Genomic DNA, 19,004 nt, shown 5'->3' with positions numbered 1-19,004 from the left:
CGTGGGCCCTCGATGTGAGTCGGCTACGCACGCTTCGGGCTCGGACGACCACCAATCAACGACGCATCTCCAACTCACCTTACCAGCTAGTCATCGTGGTCGCCCTGGAGCATGTGGCGGCGTTCCTGTTCGCGCTTGGAGTAGGCGGCCGCCCGGATCGCCTCGTCGCTCTCCAGGCCCGATCCCAGCGCGCCGCCCACCGTGGCGACCGAAGCCACGAACCATGACAACGTCAAGTATTCCGCCGCGTGCAGCGGGGTTCGTGTCACGGAAGCGAACACTCGGCCGTTGATGATGAACAGAGCCCACACCAAATTGATGACGATCAGACCGCCGTAGCAGACGAGCACCCCGATACCCACCGTCACGACCGTCGAGGCGTTGTAGAGCCTCGCCCGCTGCCTCGCCTCCGGCGAGCCCTCTGCTGAGCGATGCCAGAGCTCCGCGTCGATGATCAGCCAGCCGACCATGAGCGCGACAGACCCGACCGTGGCGATCACGAGGCGTGGCGCGCTCAGGGTCTCGGCCAGGCTCCAGATGGTGGAGTTCACGGTGGCGACTGCTCCCGTGGCGAGCGCGGCCGCCAGGGCTTTCGACAAGCCCGGCACCAAGCGCCACGGCCGGTTGGCGCGGACCATGCCGACGAGCACCCTCAGGTGACCGCGCGGTCCGCTGACGACGTACCGAAGGTCAGCGGTCTCCTCCTCACCGACCTGGCCCGGGTGAACAGGCGCGAGACGACTGCCGAAAGGCCCCAAGAACGGCTGACTCCGCGGAGGTCCCTCGGCCCCGAAGGCCCGCAGGCCCGCCAAGCTGAGCACGGCTTCCTCCACGGCCCGCCGGGCCCTCGTCTGCAGACGCAAGCCCCCCAGGGGAGGAAGAGACAGCAGCGCCAAACCGTGCTCGTGACTCAGATCCACCACGAGCTTGCGCCCGTGTGAGTGCAGCGGAAGGTCGGTGAGGGCCACGACGATGTCCCAATTCTCCGCTCTTCCACGGTCCATGATCCGGCGCATCAGGGTGGGCGGGTCATCGGTCCCTGCGGTGAAGGGCTCACTGACCACCTCGACGTGGAACTTCCGCCTCTGGCCCGACTTGTCGGCGAGCCGAGTGGGAAGTATCCGGGCCATGCGCTGCGCGATCTCCGTGGGCGCGTCGGGATCCGCCAGGAGAGCCACGACCGTTACGCCCTGAGACGACACCCGCATGGCTCCTTCTCGTCGGCTGCCCCCAGACCGCCCGTGCCCACAGGATGCCCGCGAGGTATCGCCCACGCCGCGCGACACGCTGGCCCCAGCCGGCAGTGCGGGCGGTACGGCCAGATCTCCTCGTCCTCCCCGCGCAGGGCCTGCTCCACCACCGGACCACGGTTGTGTACGCCACCACGAACACCAGCTCCGCGCCACCCCGGGCACCGCGACGAGCGAGGCCCGGTGACGGCGCCTGTCGCGCGGTTCCCGGCGCGATCGGGTAGTCAGGAACGGTGGACAAGGACGCGACCGACCCCTTCGTGCATGTCCGGGGCGCCAGTGAGAACAACCTGCGGAACATCGATGTCGACGTTCCGCGGGACGCGATGGTCGCCTTCACCGGCGTCTCCGGTTCGGGCAAGTCCTCGCTCGCGTTCGGCACGCTCTACGCGGAGGCCCAGCGGCGCTACTTCGAGTCCGTGGCACCGTACGCCCGAAGGCTGTTGCAACAGGTCGGCGCACCACACGTGCAGGAAATCACCGGACTGCCACCGGCCGTGGCCCTGCAGCAGCGACGCGGGTCGCCCAGCTCGCGCTCGACGGTCGGCACCATCACCACGCTGTCCAATCTGCTGCGCATGCTGTACTCCCGCGCCGGCACCTATCCGCCCCGGGCAGTACGGCTGGAGGCCGAGTCGTTCTCACCCAACACCGCGGCCGGCGCCTGCCCGGAGTGCCACGGACTGGGCGTCGTGCACGACGTCGCCGAGGACCTGCTCGTCCCGGACCCCTCGCTGAGCATCCGCGAGGGGGCGATCGCCGCCTGGCCGGGCGCATGGCAGGGCGCCAACCTGCGCAGTGTCGTGAGCGGCCTGGGGATCGACATCGACCGGCCGTGGCGCAGGCTCAGAAAGAAGGACAGGGACTGGCTGCTGTACACGGACGAGCAGCCCTCCGTGTACATCGAGCCGGAGGAGGACCGCGTCGACTACGGCTACCAGGGAAAGTTCTGGAGCGCCCGCAAGCACGTCATGCACGTCCTCGCCGATTCCAAGAGCGAGAAGATGCGCGAACGGGCGCTCCGGTTCGTCAGGAGTGTGCCCTGCCCCGAGTGCCACGGCAGCGGACTGCGGCCTGAGGCGCTCGCCGTGACCTTCACGGGACGTTCCATCGCCGAGATCAACGCGATGCCGCTCACCGAGGTCGTGGCGCTGCTGCGGCCCGTCGCAGGGCGGTCCGAGGCCGACGCCACCACGTCGACCGCCCGATCCGGGGAGACGACCGAGGTCGCGGTCCGGATCTGCGGCGATCTGGTCGCGCGGGTCGACGTACTGCTCGACCTGGGCCTCGGCTATCTCAGCCTCGGGCGCCGCTCGACGACCCTGTCGCCCGGTGAGGCGCAGCGCCTGCGGATCGCCACACAGCTGCGCTCGGGGCTGTTCGGCGTCGTCTACGTCCTCGACGAACCCTCTGCGGGCCTGCACCCGGCTGACGCGGAACCGCTGCTGGACGTGCTGGACCGCCTCAAGGCGGCGGGCAACTCACTGTTCGTCGTGGAGCACGACATGGACGTCGTACGGCGGGCGGACTGGGTGGTCGACATCGGCCCCGGTGCGGGTGAGGGCGGCGGGCGTGTGCTGTACAGCGGCCCGGTCGCCGGTCTTGAGCGGGTCGGGGAGTCGGCTACGAGCCAGTATCTGTTCGGGCGTGCCCAGCCGCTCGATCACCGCCCGCGCACGCCGCACGGATGGCTGCACCTGAGCGGTGTTTCCCGGCACAATCTGCACGACGTGTCCGTCGACGTACCGCTCTGTGTACTGACGGCGGTGACGGGCGTGTCCGGTTCCGGGAAGTCGACGCTGGTGACGCAGGTGCTCGCCGAGGTCGTCCGCGGCCACCTCGGACTCGCACCCGAGGAGCCCGACGAGGCACAGTTGGAGGTCGACGTCCAGGACGCGTCGGGGGTCGAGTCGTTCGACCGGCTGGTCCTGGTCGACCAGCGGCCCATCGGCCGGACTCCCCGGTCCAACCTGGCCACGTACACGGGGATGTTCGACGCGGTGCGCAAGCTGTACGCGGCGACGGACGAGGCCAGGGCGCGCGGCTACTCGGCCGGGCGGTTCTCCTTCAACGTGCCCGAAGGGCGGTGCGAGACCTGCCAGGGCGAAGGATTCGTCGCGGTCGAACTGCTGTTCCTGCCCGGCACCTACGCGCCGTGCCCGACCTGCCAGGGCGCCCGGTACAACGCCGAAACGCTGGAAGTCACCTACCGCGGCAAGAACATCGCGGACGTGCTGGAGCTGTCCGTCGACGCCGCCGCCACGTTCCTGTCCACCGTCCCGGCCGCCTCCCGCAGTCTGGAGACGCTGCGCGAGGTGGGACTGGGATACCTGCGGCTGGGTCAGCCCGCGACGGAACTCAGCGGCGGTGAGGCGCAACGCATCAAACTGGCGACCGAACTCCAGCGTGCCCGCCGCGGGCACGCGCTCTACCTGCTCGACGAGCCGACGGCGGGGCTGCACCCCTCGGACATCGCGCTGCTCCTGCGACAGCTGCACCGGCTCGTCGACGCAGGCAACACGGTCGTCCTCGTCGAGCACGACCTGGACACGATCGCCACCGCCGACTGGGTCATCGACCTCGGGCCCGGCGGTGGCGACGCGGGCGGGCGGGTGGTCGCGGCGGGCCCGCCGGCCAAGGTGGCGAGGGCCCGCCGCAGCGCCACCGCGCCCTATCTCGCAGCCCGGCTCGCGCGCTCCTGACGACGGCGCGAGGGGCTGCCCCCAGTCAGCCGCGTTCGGGGCGCAGGGTCGTCACCTGCCCCTGCTGCGGCGAGGGTTGGGCCCGGGACAAGCTGCAAGACGCTCTGTGCATGCTTCCGCCAAGGGCCGCCGGCGAACTCCGGGAGCAGGTCGAGCGTCTGGACGCGGTGCTCCTCGGGCGAACGCATCACGAGCCGACGAAAGACCCGGGGCTAGCGTGGTGGCATCGCAGATGCTGACCGTACCCATGTCACTCACTGGTTCGTCGGCTCTTGCGTGACTGGTCGGGGGGATCTGACCGAGGCGGAGTGGCGACGTCTGGAGCCGCTCCTGCCCCCGGACAACAATCGCTGCGGGCGGTGGCGCGATCACCGTCAGGTGATCAACGGCATCCTGCACCGGGTGCGGACCGGTGTGCAGTGGCGTGACCTGCCTGAACGCTACGGGCCATGGAAGACCGTCTACGAGCGCCACCGACGCTGGTCAGCCGGCGGAACCTGGGGACCGCTACTCCAGCAGAGGTGCAAGCCCAGGCCGATGCCGCCGGTGAGATCGACTGGGACGTCTCGGTTGATTCCACCTCGATCCGTGCCCACCAGCATGCGGCCGGCGCGCGGAAAGCTCCGCCGCCCGCCGCGTCAAAAGGGGCGGCCGCGATGGCAAACCAGAGCGGAAGACCGTGGGCGAGAGTGTGCGCCCGCCTGGCGGAGGTGGTGCAGGAGGTGAGACGCTCGGCCGCTCCCGAGGAGGCTTCACCACCAAGACCCACCTGAGTGCCGACGGGCGTTGCCGTGAGCTCTCACTGTTGCTGACGGGCGGACTGCACACAGTTCGGGCCAGTCATGGAACGCATTCGAGTGCCTCGACTCGGGCCAGGCCGCCCGCGCACCACGCCAGACAGCGTGAGCGCCGATAAGGCATACAGCAATCGCCGGACCTGCCGCTACCTGGGGCGGCGCGGCATCCGCCACGTCATCCCCGAGAAAAGCGACCAGGCCGTGAACCGCGTACGCCGGGGCCGGGCAGGAGGTCGCCCACCCGGCTTCGACAAGGAGCGGTACAAGAAGCGCAACACCGTGGAACGGGCGATCAACAAGGTCAAGAACTACCGAGCCGTGTCCACCCGGTACGACAAGCGCGCATACGTCCAAGCGGCGCACGATGTCTCGCACGCCTGCCGGCCATGATCAGCGCCCTCCACGGGATGCGGAGTGAGATAGGACCGGCCGGACGAAGAATCAGGAGCGGCGGCTCCAGCGTCGCCGTGTTCCGATCGCAAGCCAGGCAAGAAATACTGCCAGCCCGGCGCCCTTCCCGCAGACGATCAGTACACGCCGGGCCTCTCCATGCACCATGCTGAAGATCAGAGCAGGACACGTCACCACCGCGAAGACGGTCCCGGCCATGCACAACGCACAGATAAGGGCGAACATGGCCTCGACGGTCGCGGCATCCCTCTGCTCCTGCGTCCGAGGTTCCCCCATGTGCGCTCTATACCCGGGCAGAAAGGCACTCAGTCGCGTCGTCGGCGAAACCCATACCCCGTTAAAACGTCAGAAGGTACTACTGGGGGGTCTATCAATCGAACGGCCCTGTCTCACATTCGGTGCTGACGGAGAGTTGTCAGGGTCGTTGACCTTCATGTGATGAGTGTCAACGAGCTTGTGCCGACGGTGTTTTCGGGTCTGTCCCCGCTGGTCATCGAGGACGTTGCCGACGAGGGTGAGCGGATCGTGGTGCGGGCCCGGACGCTGCTGGACACCGCGGTCTGCCCGGTGTGCGGGGCCTCGTCGGGACGGGTGCACGGCACTCGTCGGGACGGGTGCACGGCTATCACTGGCGGACGGTGGCCGACGTTCCGGTCGACGGACGACGGGTGGTGGTCCGTGTGCGGGTGCGGCGTCTGGTGTGCCCCACGCGAGGCTGCCGCCACACCTTCCGCGAACAGGTGCCCGGGGTGCTGGAGCGATACCAGCGACGCACCGCTCGTCTGACCAGGCAGGTCAAGGCCATGGTCAAAGAGTTAGCGGGCCGGGCGGGATCACGTTTGCTGGCGATACTCGCGGTGGTCCTGTCCCGTCACACGGCCCTGCGCACCCTGCTGCGCATCCCGTTGCCCACCGGGCGGGTGCCCCGCGTGATCGGCGTCGACGACTTCGCCCTGCGCCGGCGCGACCGCTATGCCACCGTGGTGATCGACGCCGAAACCCATGAACGGATCGACGTACTGCCCGACCGCACGGCCGACACGCTGGAAGCCTGGCTGCGCGAGCATCCGGGCATCGAGGTCGTGTGCCGCGACGGCTCAACCACCTACGCCGAGGCCATCCGCCGCGCTCTGCCTGACGCGGTGCAAGTCGGTGACCGCTGGCACTTATGGAAGAACCTGTGCGAAGCCGCCCTGAGCGAGGTGAAGGCACACAGCACCTGCTGGGCTACCGTACTGGACGCGCCGATCTACGACGGGCCCCGCGCCCAGACCACCCTCGAACGCTGGCACCAAGTCCATGGCCCGCTCGGGAAGGGCGTGGGCCTGCTCGAATGCGCCCGCCGCCTCCAACTGGCCCTGAACACCGTCAAACGCTACGCCCGAGCAGACCGGCCCGAGCGCATGCTCCGCGTCCCCAAGTACCGTGCCAGCCTGGTCGATCCCTACCGCGAGCACCTGCGCAAACGCGGAAGTGAAGAGCCCGGCGTCCCCGTCCAGCACCTCTTCGAAGAGATCAAGACCCTCGGCTTCACGGGCTGCCTGAACCTTCTGCACAAGTACATCAACCAAGGCCGCACGGGCGCCGACCGCAGCCATATCTCGCCACGCCGGCTCGCCCGGATGCTGCTGACCAGACCCGACAACCTCAAGCCCGAGCAGCACAAACTCCTGGCCAAGCTCACCGCCGCCTGCCCCGAGATGACCCAACTGGCCTCAGACATCGGAGAGTTCGCCCCGCTCCTTACCCCACACACCCACAACGCCCATGCGCTCACGCACTGGATCGCCCAAGTCCGAACAGCCGACCTCCCCCACCTACACGCCTTCACCCGGGGCCTGGACCGGGACATCGACGCCGTGATCGCCGGGCTCACGCTTCCGTACAGCAACGGCCCCACCGAGGGCGTCAACACCAAGACCAAACGGATCGCGCGCCAGATGCACGGACGAGCAGGCTTCACCCTGCTCCGGCACCGCATCCTCCTCGGATAACAGCACGCTCCGTCACCACCGAAGGCGAGACAGGGCCAATCGAACAGTGTAACCAGGGTGTTCAGGATTATTGGTGGGCTGCGGAGAGTCGTCCGTCGAAGGTGGTGTCGAAGGCGTTCAGGGCGCTTCCAGCGCAGGGTCCAGCGGGCCTGACCTCGGCCGGTGGGGTCGAGTGACGTGATCGCCATATAGACGCGCTTCAGTGCGGGCCTGCTCTTTGGGGGAGTTCCCGCGGGACTTGACCGCCCGTCGGATTCGCGCGTTCACGGACGCGATCGCATTGGTGGTGCAGACGATCCGGCGGATCTCGGTGTCGAACCGCAGGAACGGGGTGAACTCCTCCCAGGCGTTCTCCCGCAGCTTCACGATCGCCGGATACTTCCTGCCCCAGGCGTCGGCGAACTCGGCGAGCCGTTCCAGGGCGGCATCCTCGGTCGCAGCGGTGTAGACGGGCTTGAGAACCTTGGCGATCTTGTCCCAGTCCTGGCGGGCGGCATAGCGGAAAGAGTTCCGCAGCAGGTGGACCGGGCAGGTCTACACGACCGTCCTCGGCCAGACGGACTCGACCGCGTCGGGCAGGCCCTTCAGGCCGTCGCAGACCAGGATCAGCACGTCGCTCACGCCGCGGTTCTTGATCTCGGTGAGGATGTGCAGCCGGTGCCTGGCGCCCTCACCGCCGTCGTCGGCCCACAAACCGAGGATCTCGCGCCGGCCCTCAACGGTGACGGCCAGTGCCACGTAGACGGGCCGGTTGGCGACGGCGCCGTCGCGGATCTTCACGTGGATCGCGTCTCTGAAGACCACTGGATAGACGGCGTCCAGCGGCCGGTTCTGCCATTCGGCCATGCCGTCGAGGACCTTGTCGGTGATCGTGGAGATCGTCTGGCGCGAGACGTCGGCACCGTAGACCTCCGCGAGGTAGGCCTGGACCTCACCAGTCGTCAGTCCTTCGCGGACAGGGAGATGACCATCTCGTCCACGCCGGGCAGGCGCTTCTGCCGCTTCTTGACGAGCTTCGTCTCGAAGCTGCCGTCGCGGTCGCGGGGCACGGATATCTCCACTGGACCAACGTCGGTCAGCACGGTCTTCGCGCGGGCCCCGTTGCGGGAGTTGCCGCCGTTCTTCCCGGCCGGATCGTGCTTGTCATAACCGAGGTGGTCGGTGATCTCGCTCTCCAGGGCGGACTCCAGCAGCCGCTTCGTCAGCTGCTGCAGCAGCCCGCCCTCGCCGGTCAGTTGCAGGCCCTCGGCGGGAAGGGGGATGGGTGCTCACAGACTTCCGCCTCACGGCGCAGGCTGCGCAAGCCGCCCGTGCGGGTTGTCCACTGTCGTCACTCCGAAGCGGCCGGAGCCCGGTGTTGTCGGGCCTGGACTCCGGCCGCTTGCGGGGGCTACTTGAGGCCGAAGGCCCGGTGGACGGTCTGGCTGATGCCGCCGCCGTTGCGCTGCTCGACGGTGACCCGAAGGGATACGTAGTCCGCCCGGGCAGGCGCATGGAGCCGCGTCTGCCAGCTGCCCTTGTCCTCCTTCAGCGACTGCCTGTGCCAGGAGGCGCCGTCGTCGTAGGACACTTCCAGCTTGACCGAGCCGGCCGCGTCCCGAGCGGCATCGCTGCCGACGACGACGGGCTTGACCGAGAAGCCTGACGCGCGTTCTGCCCGCCCGGCGAGGTCCAGGTCGGTTCCGTAGTCGAGTTGGACCAGCGGTATGGCCTCGTCCTCGACGTTGCCGGAGCTGAATCTCCACTCGGTGTGTGTGGTGGTGGAGTAGGGGGTGAGGTCGGTGTTGCCCTTCGTGTCGGCGACGAGTCGGTAGGGGAGTTTCTGCGGGGCCAGGTCCCCGACACCGAAGTCGGGTCGCGGGCCGTTCTGCATCAGCAGTCGATCCCCCTGGTAGAGGGAGAAGCTCCGGGACATGAGGCCGGTGTCACCGCTGTGCGCGGATCCTCCGTCGCCGAACCCCGCGAGTATTCCGCCCATGGCGTTGCCGACACGGTGCGGGACCTCGAAGCTGACCATGCGCGGGCGGGTGATGGGGCCGAACCAGTGTTCGCTCTGCACGCTGCGCGGCGGGTGACTCGCGATGTCGGTGAAGGTCGACCATCCGTCGATGGTCGCGTACTGCTGCCACTTGATGCCGTTCCCGGCGGAGACCCAGTCGGTGCGGTGCCCAGGGGCGACGGGCTCTCTCGGGAACGGGGGGACGCGCGTCCCCCCGTACACGGAGTAGGGATAGGCGGCCGGCCAGTACTCGTACGACGGGCTGTCCTCCCGGCTTTCGAGGATCTGCTTGCCGGCGGGCGGGGCGAAGGTGTTGTCGATACGGGCGAGGCTTCCGGGACCGGTCGCGGCGGACGGGTCGTCCGGCACACCTCCCTGGTGGTAGTCGGCAAGGTCGTACAAGTACTCCGGCGCGGGATGGGCCTCGACCGTCAACTTGACCTTGGTCTTTCCCGCGGCTGCGAGGGTCTTGATCAGTGCCTCGCCGTCGTCCTTGGTGACCGTCGCGACCGGGAGGGGGCCGGTCGTCTTCTCGTCCGGGTCGCCGTACCAGTCGTTCTTGCGGCCGTCGCCGTCGTTGACGACCAGGAGCATGGCCGCCGACGCGGCGTGCGCCGCGGCCGCCTGGTCCGTCGGGGCCACGGCCGCAGTGCTACGGACGATCACGGCCTTGCCCCGTGCGTTCAGGCCCGCGTAGTCGGCCGGCGCGCCGCTTCCGGCGAATACTGCGTCGACGCGTGTGCTGCCGCCGTGGAACCGAGCAGATCCTGGTTGCACCAGCAGTGTGTCGTCGAGGACGTGCCCCCTGTAGGTGATCATCAGTGGGGTCTGCTTGGCACGGATCCGGGTGGTGAAGACGAAGCTGCCCTTGGTCACCTTGCCCCTGGTGGGAAGGGCCCAGAGGCTGTCGTAGGCGGCGGAGGGCATGAGGATCTCGTGCAGTGCCTGCCCGTCGGCGGGCGTGGGCTCGCTGGAGGTGAAGGAACGGAAGAGGTCGATCCTGCTGGTGGAGACGGACGTGGGCTTGGGCGTCGCCACCTTGACCTGGCGTATGCGCGAGGCGTCCAGATCGACATCCTTGTCGGACGTCAGTTTGAGCTCGGGGACGGTGAGGACGGCGAAGCCCAGGGAGTGCGGTCCGTGGCGGCCTTCCACGTCCAGCGTGGAGACGACGGTGTAAGAACCGGGTGCCCAGCGGCTGGTGAGTGTGCCGTCCGGGACCCACATCACGGTGGTCCTCCCGTCGGCACCGGTGATCTCGACCTCACCACTGACAGGCTTGCCCGCCCGGTCCTTCAGGTGGACTGTCAGAGAGTACTTCTCCGACTCCACGGACAGGCCCACGGCAGTGTGCACGGCGCCGGCTGCGGAGCGGGCGGTGACCTGAGCGGCGTACTGGCCCGGGGCCAGGCTCTTCGGGTCGGCTACGACTCCGATCGACGAGGTTCCGCGCGCGGGTACTGTGACGTGGTCGGCCGCAAGGGCGAACACTCCCGCGGGCGAGTTGCCGTGGTCCACCGTGAGGCGCAACGTGATCGGGTGGCCGGTCGTGTTGGTGTAGACGATCCGCCGGTCGACCGGTTTCGGCTTCTGACCGCTGGACCACGGGACGAGTCCCGCGTCCACGGATCCGCTCGCGACGACCTGGTCCTGAAGGTAGGCGGTGCCCACGTCCAGCCGGCCGGCTCCGGCCTGGTACGGACTGTAGTCAGGGGTCAGGGCGCTGGTGCTCATCAGGGCGTCCTTGATGCGCTGCCCGGTCCACGTCGGGTGCTTCTGCGCCAGGAGCACCGCCGCTCCCGCGACATGTGGCGCAGCCATCGAAGTACCGCTGTCCGAACGGTAGTAGCCCTCGCCCCAACTCATCTGCTGCGAGCGTGCGGCCAGTACGTCCACGCCCGGGGCGGTGAGGTCGGGCTTGAGGGCGTCGTCGTTCATCCGCGGCCCCGCGCTGGAGAAGTCGGCGAGACGGTCGGAGGCGTCCACCGCACCCACGGTGAGAGCGGCGTCCGCGGTTCCCGGCGCACTGACGCTGTACGGGTTGTTGCCCGAGTTGCCCGCGGCGATGACGAAGAGTGCGCCCGTCTCCGCACTCAGCTGGTTGACCGCCTGGCTCAGCGGATCGTCCTGAGTGTGCCAAGCCGGCGTACCCAGGCTCATGTTGATCACCTTGGCGTGCTCGGTCCGAGCCGCCCACTCCATGCCCGCGATGATCCCGGATATCGGACCGGACCCGTTGTCGCCGAGGACCTTGCCCACGAGCAGATCGGCGCCGGGGGCGACACCCCGTTCCTTTCCGTCGGAGGCGGCCCCGGTCCCGGCCACGGTGGAGGCGGTGTGCGTTCCATGTCCGTTGTGGTCGACGACGTCCTCACCCGCGACGAAGCTGCGGGTTCCCACAACGCGGTCGACCAGATCCGGATGAGTGGTGTCCGCTCCGGAATCGAGGACCGCGACCCGGACACCTGCGCCGGTGCCCCCTGCTTCCCAGGCTTTGGGGGCACCGATCTGCGCCGTGGTGTCGGCAAGGTCCGCCTGCGCCTTGGCGTCGAGCCAGACCTTGTCGACACCAGCGGCGAACGACGGTGCCTTCACCTCGTCCGGGCTCACGCCGGTGGCCCCGGTGGGCCGCAGTACGTCCTTCCCGCCGGTGCCGGTCAGGGCGGACCAGAAGGCGGAGGCCTTCGACCGCCGGGCTTCGACGGCTTCACCGTTGACGGACGGAAGACCCATCGTTGTCTTCGACCCCGGCAGCGGTACGTCGGGCAGTTGCCCCTCGCCGGAAGCGCCGCTCTTGAGAGCGGACGCGCCTTGTGAGCGAGTGATGATCAAAGGGAGCGCGCTCGCGTGGGTGTCGTCGTACCCCTGGGCCATCAACTGGGTGATGTTGAAGAGCTGTTTGTCGAGCCGGCCGGACGCGATGTAGGGCAGGGCGACATCGGGGTACACGAAAGTGTCCCTGCCCTCAGTGGCGACGCGTACCGATCCTTCGGCTCCCGGCGCGTGCACGACCTCGTCCACCGACACCGTTCCGCCCGGCTCCTGAGTTGCCGTCACCTTGTCGCCAGTGATCAGCGTCACCGGGACCGGCGAGCTCCGTGCACCGCTGTGTTCGCCCGAAGTGGCGTGCGGGGACGGGGAAAACGCGGTGGCATGGGCCGTTGCAGGGGCCGCCATGGTGCCAACAAGAACTGCGGCGACGGACGCCGCGGCTCTTCGGGCAAATGGGAGCAGCACATTCCCTCCAGAGTCAGTGATCGACTGATCCGACCACCTCTGCAGAAGAAATGTAAGTACTTGAATTCCTGACTATCTGCCTGTAGATGCGAACGGCTCCGCCGTCACTGCGTGGACCGCCTGCTGAACAACAGCCATGAAGCCGAACTTAAGGCTCTCGTCATGGAGTTGTCGGGTGGTGATGTCGGCCGTATGGGAGGCGGTTCGCGGCGGGGGCATGGTCGTACGAGGCTGCAATCACGAGACGCGGCCGTATCTCGGAGACTCTGCCGCGCAGTTACCCGGCGTGATGTCACCGTGCCGCCACGGCCCCCGAGCGCGCCGCAAAAGCGGCAGGCCGGGCGCGGCCGGGCCCTGGAGGTCCGGTGCGTGATGATCTGTTCGGCGCGGCACAACTGGCAGCAACGGCTCGATCCGCGCCCACAGCCCGCCGGCACGATCCACGGCGGATCGGCGTCTTCGTAGCCATGCCGTTGTGGAAGGAGAACCAGACCCGCTCGTACTGGGACCACCCGGAGTTGGTCGCGAGGCCGTTGTCGTCGCCGCATCCCCGCTCGGCCACAAGGGCCCGTACGTCCTTCTCGGCGAACTGCTTGTTCTTTCGCATCATCTCCAGAGCGGGACGGAGCAGACGCACGCTGGCCTCCCCTGCTGCCCGGTTGGCGGGGGCGGGTTCCCCGGCCAGGCGGTACGCGTGGTTCTCGTCGTAGTGCGGATTCTCCGGAAGTGCGCTGCTGCCCGGAGCCGTCGTCACGGCCTCCGACGATGATGATGCCGACGGCGCGCGCTGCTGGTGGTTCCCGTCTCCGGCACGAGCGCCTGAGGCGGCCGCTGGAACTGATGGCGAGGCGGGTCAGAGGAAAAGCGGATGCCGACTCATGGGTCGTGCGGGCAGCATGCCCGCATGTCCACCGAAGTCAGCGGGATGATCGAGTGTCGACCGGGTGCCCGCCTCTGGGGCCCCGACGACGAGGACTCCGTGTGGCACGCTGCCATCGACCTCTCCCTGCTCAACAACGGCAACGCCTACGACGCCCTCGCCTGCATCTTCGGCATCCGGAACTCCTTCGGCTTCCGCCCTCTGACCGAAGGCCGCGGCTTTCCGAGCGACGCGTCTGAGGATCTGCAGACCGGATACGCCGCGTACGGCGGACCTCCTGACGTCCACGGCACCACATGGATCACCTGGGCCGAGCTTGCCTCCACCGACTGGCAGGAGACGGAGAGTTCCGGCACGCGAAGCCGAGAATCGGTCGCCGGAGACACAACCCACTGGGGGCCGGTCCGGAGCGTGATGCGGACACTCAGCGAACTCCACGGAGCAGACAATGTGCGACTCGTTGCCTGGTTCCACTGACCCGGGCTCCGCGGCGAAGCGCCGCTTGACCGATGGGAGACAGCCGTGACCGAACGCGACGTCATACTCAACGAACTTGCCCAGGGGCTCCGCCCGATGTCACAGGGCATGGCATGGTTCGACGCACTCGATCCGGAGGGGCGATCCGCGGCGCTGCTGTTTCTGCGCCACCACTGTGTCCAGGCACGCGCCGTCGTCGAGGACGGAGCGGAGAGCATCCGCCGTGCCGGTCTGCGCCCCACGCACACACCGGCGGTCCTGATCACACGCGGTCGGATCGACGATCAACTGGGGAAGATCGCTTCCCTCACTCCGCGCGACGAACGCCGTAAGGCGTTCCGACTGCTGGTTGCGGTGCTCGCGATCGCCGACGGACGACGTCGCGAACGCACTTGCGCGAGCGGGTGCGGTCACTGGTGGCACAGGCTGACCACCGCTGACTGATCCCTCCGTCGGCACCTGTGCACGACGCCGCTCGTGCGATCAGGCTCGTACCTGGCCAGGTCGGCAGCGGCATCGAGACATTGCCGCGGTGGCACGGTGGGATGCCGGTTCACGTGAAGGTGGCCTGCATCCCGCCCTCGGTCAGGACTTCGAGCACCAGGGCGACCAGGTCGTACTGTTCGCCCTCCGGCGCCAGGAGGCAGGACAGGTGCCTGCGCGCGGTCGCGGCGTCCCGCCAGATCAGGGGTGCGGGGGCGGTATAGCCGAGTCGCCGGGCAGACAGTCCACAAGGGCGACCGGGCAGCGGCCGAAGTAGCCGCCCGGCCCGTTGGCGGCCTCGCCGAGTGCCAGGTAGAAACCCGGTCCGTCGGTGATGTGCCGGCCGCCCAGCTCGTACGCGCGTCCAACCGGCCGGCCGCTCCTGGTGCCTGAGCCGGCAGCCCCGCTCCCGGACGAGATCGAGCCAGGCTCCGTGCTGGCGGGTGCCGAGGCCCGCCCAGGCGCCGGCGGCAGCCGGCGGGCCAGCGTTCCCAGACAGGCCGGGCGTATCCCGGTACGGGTGCGAGGTAGCCGTCGAGTTCCGGATCTTCACCGGGCCCGGATCAGCCGACGGCTCCCTTGAACGTCTTCGTTACGGCCCGCACCAGCCGGTCCGCGTACTCTCGCTCGGCTTCCCTGAATTGCGGGTACTCGGTGACGAAGTGGTTCCACTCCACGTACCCGACTGCCTCCGCCACGTCCTCGAGCAGGATCTTTTCGCGGTACGGATACGGCCACTCGCCCGACAGCCGGAATACCTCGTGCAGCAGCTCGTAGCGGAGCGGATGGCGCTCGGCCAGCAGCACGGCGTCGTACAGATCCTTGCCCTGCGCGTGCGTGTCGTTGATCAGCCACATCAACTTCCAGGCCAGGGACAGTTCCGGCGTGGCCGCCTGCACGACCGTACTGCCCGGCAGCTGTGCCGGCTCGGGCCCTTCGGGCAACTGCTCGTTGAATACGAAGTCGAGCTGGACATGGCCGCCCGGCAGTCCGGGCGAGACCCACGGCAGCACCATGCGGCAGCCCGGTACCCGGTCGTAGGTCCAGATGTCCTCCACCACCGCGCCTCGCGCCGAGATTCCCACCTCGCCTCCGCGGGCGTCGGCCAGCGTCTGAGCCGCCGCGGCGATCCCGCGCAGCATCCGGTCCGTACGGCCGTCGTCGATCCGCCAGGTGTGAGGGACGACGACGAAGTCCAGGTCACCGGGCTCGCGGGCGGCGTCCGGGAACCACACCGACATCAGCACGCTGCCCCTCAGCACCAGCGCGTCCACCCACTGCGACGCGGCGATCGCGTCCAGCACCAGATGCAGGGCCCGGCGCCGGGCCGCCCGCCACGTCTCGCCGCGCGCCGGATCTCCGAACCGCGGGTCGGTCGCGCGGTAGGCGTTCTGGTGGTGCTTCAGCGACGGGTCGAAGACGGGACGCTGCACCACGTCGTCCCCCGGCACCCACTGCAGCGTCTTCGGCAGGTCCTCGGCCATGAGGGTGGCCTCGTCCAGCGGTTCCCGAGGCAGCTCGGTGCTCCGCCAGCAGAACCCGTCCCACGCCGTACCGCTCATGTCCGTACCCCCACAGGCTCCTCGATCCAACCGTCGTCCACGGACAGGTCACTGTCATAGAGCACGAACTCCCGCTCCACGCCCAGCACCACGAACCCGCCCAGCTCCGTCAGCAACCGCTCCAGTGCCCGCCCCGCGCCGCCGGCTCCCACCTCGCGGCACCGCTGCGTCACGACCCGCTCGTGCCGTGCGCTGCCCCGCACCCGCAAGGCGTTCGACGACAGATGGGCGCCGTGCGGCACCACCCGGGCAGCGAGCGCGGCCAGGTCCGTGTCCGCGTCGAGCAGCAGCTTCACATGGTGCTCGAAGTACCGTTCGTCGTCCCCGTCTAGCCGAGCTGGGGGAGGTGGACGAGTTCGCGGACGGCCTGCTCGGGTTCGGTGATCTCGGTGAGTGCGCGGTGGATGGCATGAGCCGGCACGACGGTCGACAGGCCGTCGGAGCAGAGCACGTACTCCCTGGACTTACCAGCGCCCGGTCCTGCTGACCGACATCGATGTCGGCGTCCTCCAACTCGACCTGGCCGAACCCCGCCTGGTCCGCGGCACCGACGGGGGCCTTGAAGGCAGGTGGTGTCGCCGCCCCGTGGACAGGCGGTCAACCGGATGTGTCGTGCTCGGTAGCCGGCGCTGGGGGCAGCCTGCGTACGGCGTTGTCGCGGAAGGACGCGTGGATTGGCACGAGGTCTGAGCTGCTGGTGTCGCCGAGGGTGGTGACGTTGATGGCAATCTCCGGGATGTCGCTGTCGATCGCCGCGAGGTGGCTGCCGCAGGTCGGGCAGAAGCCGCGCTTCGCCTCGCCCTCGAAGGTCTCGTGCAAGGTCAGCGTCTCGTACCAGGTCAGCTCGCCGCCCTCGCCGGTCCAGGTGACCGACCCGAATCCCGCCGCACAGGCAACCGCCGGTACGTTCGCGAGCTGTTCCGGCTCCTTGGGCGTCGGCGGCGGGGGAGTCGTTTTGGTGATCTCTCCTGCTTTATGGGCGAGTTGGACCTATGAGTGTGCATCGCTTCCATGATCGGCAGGACGTTGTTGGCGGCTCTGACGGTGCCGTGTCCTCGAACGATTACGAGTGGGTGCGGTTACCGTGCCGGGCGCGGGTCTGGGCAGCGGTCGGCCCCGGCGGCGCTCCACGGGGGAGGGCGGCGCGGGACCGAGCGCGGCCACCTTAACGTGGGGTCAGGTTAGGGGGATGACGTAGGCGCGGGCGAAGTGGGTGCCGATGTGTGCTTCGTGGAGGTGCCCGGCGACGGCACGGTCGACTTCGGTGCCCATGACGACGTGGATGTGGGCGAGGCCGTTGCGGATTTCGCCGGTGCCGGTCATCTCGCCGGGCAGGTCGTACTTGGTGATGTTGTCTTCGAGCGCGTCGCCTTCGGGCATGGTCGAGACGGTGAAGGAGTCGGCGGCCCCGATCAGGGAGACGATCGCCGCGTCGGTGATGCCGCCTGCGGCGGCCTGGCGGTTCAGCTCGTCGACGAGCTCGCCGGAGGGGACTTCAAAGACGATCATGCAGGACTCCGTCCGATCATGGGGCTCAGCTCCCGCAGCATGACCGAGGAGCACCAGCGGGCGCCGGGGTCTCGGGGGTTGAGGGCCTCTCTGGCGAAGCGGGTGGCGAGGAAGTGCGCGCGGTGGGCGTAGGCGGCGGGCTGGGAGGCGAGCCGGCCGGCGGTCGTCCAGTCCACTGCGCACACGCGGGAGGTGACGGCCGTCATGTGGAGGTTGCGGACTTCCTCGTCGTGGGACAGGCTCTTCAAAGCTGGACTGGCAGCGGCTACAGAAGCTCCCTCGTAGAACTGGTCCGCAAGGCCCGGATGACACGGCCCGATAGTCACAAGACGATAACTCGCCGCAACCCTCGACTAGTTGGCGTGTCTAGCAGATCATGAAAATATCTTTCCTGATTCATAACGCTTACGGGATAGGAGGTACGATCACCACCACCTTCAACCTCGCTCAGGCACTGGGAGAGCGACACTCAGTGGAGATCGTCTCTGTGCTACAGCACAGGGAGCAGCCCAATTCTGCATTAGACGGCCGAGTTTCACTGCGCCCGCTGGTGGACCTGAGAACTGAAAAGGAACACCCTCTACACCTCAGACCAGCCCGGGTCTTCCCCTCCTACGAGTATCGCTATCACCAATACAGCGAGCTGACCGACCAGCGTATCGGCACGTATCTGGAGTCGACCGACGCCGACGTGGTCATCGGCACCCGCCCTGGACTGAATGTGCACCTGGCGCTCCAGGCCCCGGACGGTGTCGCCCGCATCGGACAAGAACACCTCACCCTCGACAACCATCCGCCGGGACTACGTAGAACTCTGCGCCGCGCCTACCGCCATCTCGACACAGTGACCACAGTCACGGATGCGGACGCCGCGTCCTACCGACGCAAGATGCGCCTGCCAGGAGTCCGGGTGGAGGCACTACCCAACTCCGTTCCAGATCCCGGCCTGCCGCCCGCGGACGGCAAAGCAAAAGTGGTGGTCGCCGCCGGCCGCCTGGTTACGGTGAAGCGCTACGACTTGCTCATCGAAGCGTTCGCCCAGGTCGCCGCCGCTTACCCCGACTGGCAGCTGCGCATCTACGGCAAGGGAGTCGAGCAGGAGCGGCTGCGGCAGATCATCATGGAGCTCGGCCTCAGCAACAATGTCTTCCTCATGGGAGCAGCAGCCCATATGGAGGCGGAGTGGGTGAAGGGATCGATCGGGGCGGCGGCGTCGAACTTCGAGCCGTTCGGCATGACCATCGTCGAGGCGATGCGGTGTGGGCTGCCGGTTGTGAGTACAGACTGCGCGTATGGCCCTGGAGAGATCATCCAGCACGGGGTCGACGGTAACCTCGTCCCGGTCGGAGACCGCGACGCACTGGCAACGGCCCTCATGGAACTCGTTCGTGACGACGAACGGCGTCGCCGTATGGGCCGTTCCGCTCTGCACAACGCCCGCCGGTTCGCTCCGGGTCCCGTGACAGAGCAGGCCGAGCGCCTTTTCGCCGAGGCGATCGAGGCCAGACGCTCCGGACACCGCACAAATCCGGGCCGCGCCAGGACGAACCAGAATCTACTCGATCGCAGCTTTGCCGCTCGCGACACCCTCTACACCGCGGGGAGCAGGGTTTTGCGCACCATACGGAGGGCGCGATGAGCTCGGCAAACCACACTGAGCCTCGTGCCGGCTGCACGGTGGATGCCGGCGGCCGGATCACCTT

At 68.2% G+C, this 19,004-nt stretch carries 13 protein-coding genes and 4 pseudogenes; 6 read left to right on the top strand and 11 right to left on the bottom strand.

Annotated features, from left to right (window positions below; translation table 11 throughout):
- Positions 1-86: 86 nt before the first annotated feature.
- A complete protein-coding gene (locus tag OG776_RS05335) occupies positions 87-1,208 on the bottom strand; it encodes a hypothetical protein (protein ID WP_187285847.1) in 1,122 nt (373 codons plus the stop codon).
- A gap of 275 nt (positions 1,209-1,483) precedes the next feature.
- Between OG776_RS05335 and uvrA the strand changes: the two genes are divergently transcribed.
- Together uvrA and OG776_RS05325 are read left to right on the top strand one after the other, a co-directional pair.
- A complete protein-coding gene (gene uvrA / locus OG776_RS05330) occupies positions 1,484-3,952 on the top strand; it encodes an excinuclease ABC subunit UvrA (RefSeq protein ID WP_329319221.1) in 2,469 nt (822 codons plus the stop codon).
- 276 nt (positions 3,953-4,228) lie between these two features.
- Positions 4,229-5,139, top strand: a pseudogene (locus OG776_RS05325) (IS5 family transposase).
- A gap of 51 nt (positions 5,140-5,190) precedes the next feature.
- Here the strand turns inward: OG776_RS05325 and OG776_RS42370 are convergent.
- Entirely contained in the window at positions 5,191-5,436 is a 246-nt protein-coding gene (locus OG776_RS42370; protein WP_358751414.1) for a DUF6332 family protein, read from the bottom strand.
- A 162-nt stretch (positions 5,437-5,598) separates the two neighbouring features.
- Here OG776_RS42370 and OG776_RS05320 point away from each other — a divergent pair.
- A pseudogene (locus OG776_RS05320) lies at positions 5,599-7,154 on the top strand (ISL3 family transposase).
- 117 nt (positions 7,155-7,271) lie between these two features.
- Here OG776_RS05320 and OG776_RS05315 read toward each other — a convergent pair.
- The 3 genes and pseudogenes from OG776_RS05315 to OG776_RS05310 form a co-directional block, all read right to left on the bottom strand.
- A pseudogene (locus OG776_RS05315) lies at positions 7,272-8,222 on the bottom strand (IS256 family transposase); the annotation flags it as partial.
- Positions 8,171-8,332, bottom strand: a pseudogene (locus OG776_RS42365) (transposase); the annotation flags it as partial. The pseudogenes OG776_RS05315 and OG776_RS42365, both read right to left, overlap by 52 nt.
- A 212-nt stretch (positions 8,333-8,544) precedes the next feature.
- The gene (locus OG776_RS05310) at positions 8,545-12,234 is read right to left on the bottom strand and encodes a S8 family serine peptidase (protein ID WP_329319219.1); all 3,690 of its coding nucleotides are present in this window, start codon (positions 12,232-12,234) and stop codon (positions 8,545-8,547) included.
- 1,060 nt (positions 12,235-13,294) lie between these two features.
- On the opposite strand from OG776_RS05310, the gene OG776_RS05305 reads away from it, so the two are divergent.
- Positions 13,295-13,747, top strand: a complete 453-nt coding sequence (locus OG776_RS05305) for a hypothetical protein (RefSeq protein WP_329319217.1) — start codon at positions 13,295-13,297, stop codon at positions 13,745-13,747.
- Positions 13,748-13,792: 45 nt separating this feature from the next.
- Positions 13,793-14,191, top strand: a complete 399-nt coding sequence (locus tag OG776_RS05300) for a DUF5958 family protein (RefSeq protein WP_329319215.1) — start codon at positions 13,793-13,795, stop codon at positions 14,189-14,191.
- Between the two features lie 602 nt (positions 14,192-14,793).
- On the opposite strand, the gene OG776_RS05295 is transcribed toward OG776_RS05300, so the two are convergent.
- The 6 genes from OG776_RS05295 to OG776_RS05270 all read right to left on the bottom strand — a co-directional run bounded on the left by OG776_RS05295 (position 14,794) and on the right by OG776_RS05270 (position 17,549).
- Positions 14,794-15,792, bottom strand: a complete 999-nt coding sequence (locus OG776_RS05295) for a nucleotidyl transferase AbiEii/AbiGii toxin family protein (RefSeq protein WP_329319213.1) — start codon at positions 15,790-15,792, stop codon at positions 14,794-14,796.
- Positions 15,789-16,088, bottom strand: coding sequence for a hypothetical protein (locus tag OG776_RS05290; protein ID WP_410093255.1), 300 nt, complete (start codon positions 16,086-16,088; stop codon positions 15,789-15,791). The genes OG776_RS05295 and OG776_RS05290 overlap by 4 nt, the downstream gene beginning before the upstream one ends.
- 32 nt (positions 16,089-16,120) lie before the next feature.
- Positions 16,121-16,243, bottom strand: a complete 123-nt coding sequence (locus OG776_RS05285) for a hypothetical protein (protein ID WP_261994831.1) — start codon at positions 16,241-16,243, stop codon at positions 16,121-16,123.
- Positions 16,244-16,389: 146 nt separating this feature from the next.
- On the bottom strand, positions 16,390-16,611 hold the full coding sequence (locus OG776_RS05280) for an aldehyde-activating protein (RefSeq protein ID WP_261994822.1): 222 nt from the start codon (positions 16,609-16,611) through the stop codon (positions 16,390-16,392).
- A gap of 357 nt (positions 16,612-16,968) precedes the next feature.
- Complete coding sequence (locus OG776_RS05275) at positions 16,969-17,301, bottom strand: PCC domain-containing protein (protein WP_148012063.1); 333 nt, start codon at positions 17,299-17,301, stop codon at positions 16,969-16,971.
- Positions 17,298-17,549: a hypothetical protein gene (locus OG776_RS05270; RefSeq protein WP_148012062.1), complete on the bottom strand. Its 252-nt coding sequence runs from the start codon at positions 17,547-17,549 to the stop codon at positions 17,298-17,300. Before OG776_RS05270 ends, OG776_RS05275 begins: the two co-directional genes overlap by 4 nt.
- Positions 17,550-17,677: 128 nt before the next feature.
- Between OG776_RS05270 and OG776_RS05265 the strand changes: the two genes are divergently transcribed.
- Positions 17,678-18,940 carry a glycosyltransferase family 4 protein gene (locus tag OG776_RS05265; RefSeq protein ID WP_148012061.1) on the top strand — a complete coding sequence of 421 codons (1,263 nt, stop codon included), beginning with the start codon at positions 17,678-17,680 and terminating at the stop codon, positions 18,938-18,940.
- The last annotated feature ends 64 nt before the right edge of the window (positions 18,941-19,004 follow it).

The organism is Streptomyces sp. NBC_01689, assembly GCF_036250675.1.
Classification (GTDB): domain Bacteria; phylum Actinomycetota; class Actinomycetes; order Streptomycetales; family Streptomycetaceae; genus Streptomyces.
This window is presented reverse-complemented; position numbering and strand designations above follow the sequence as displayed.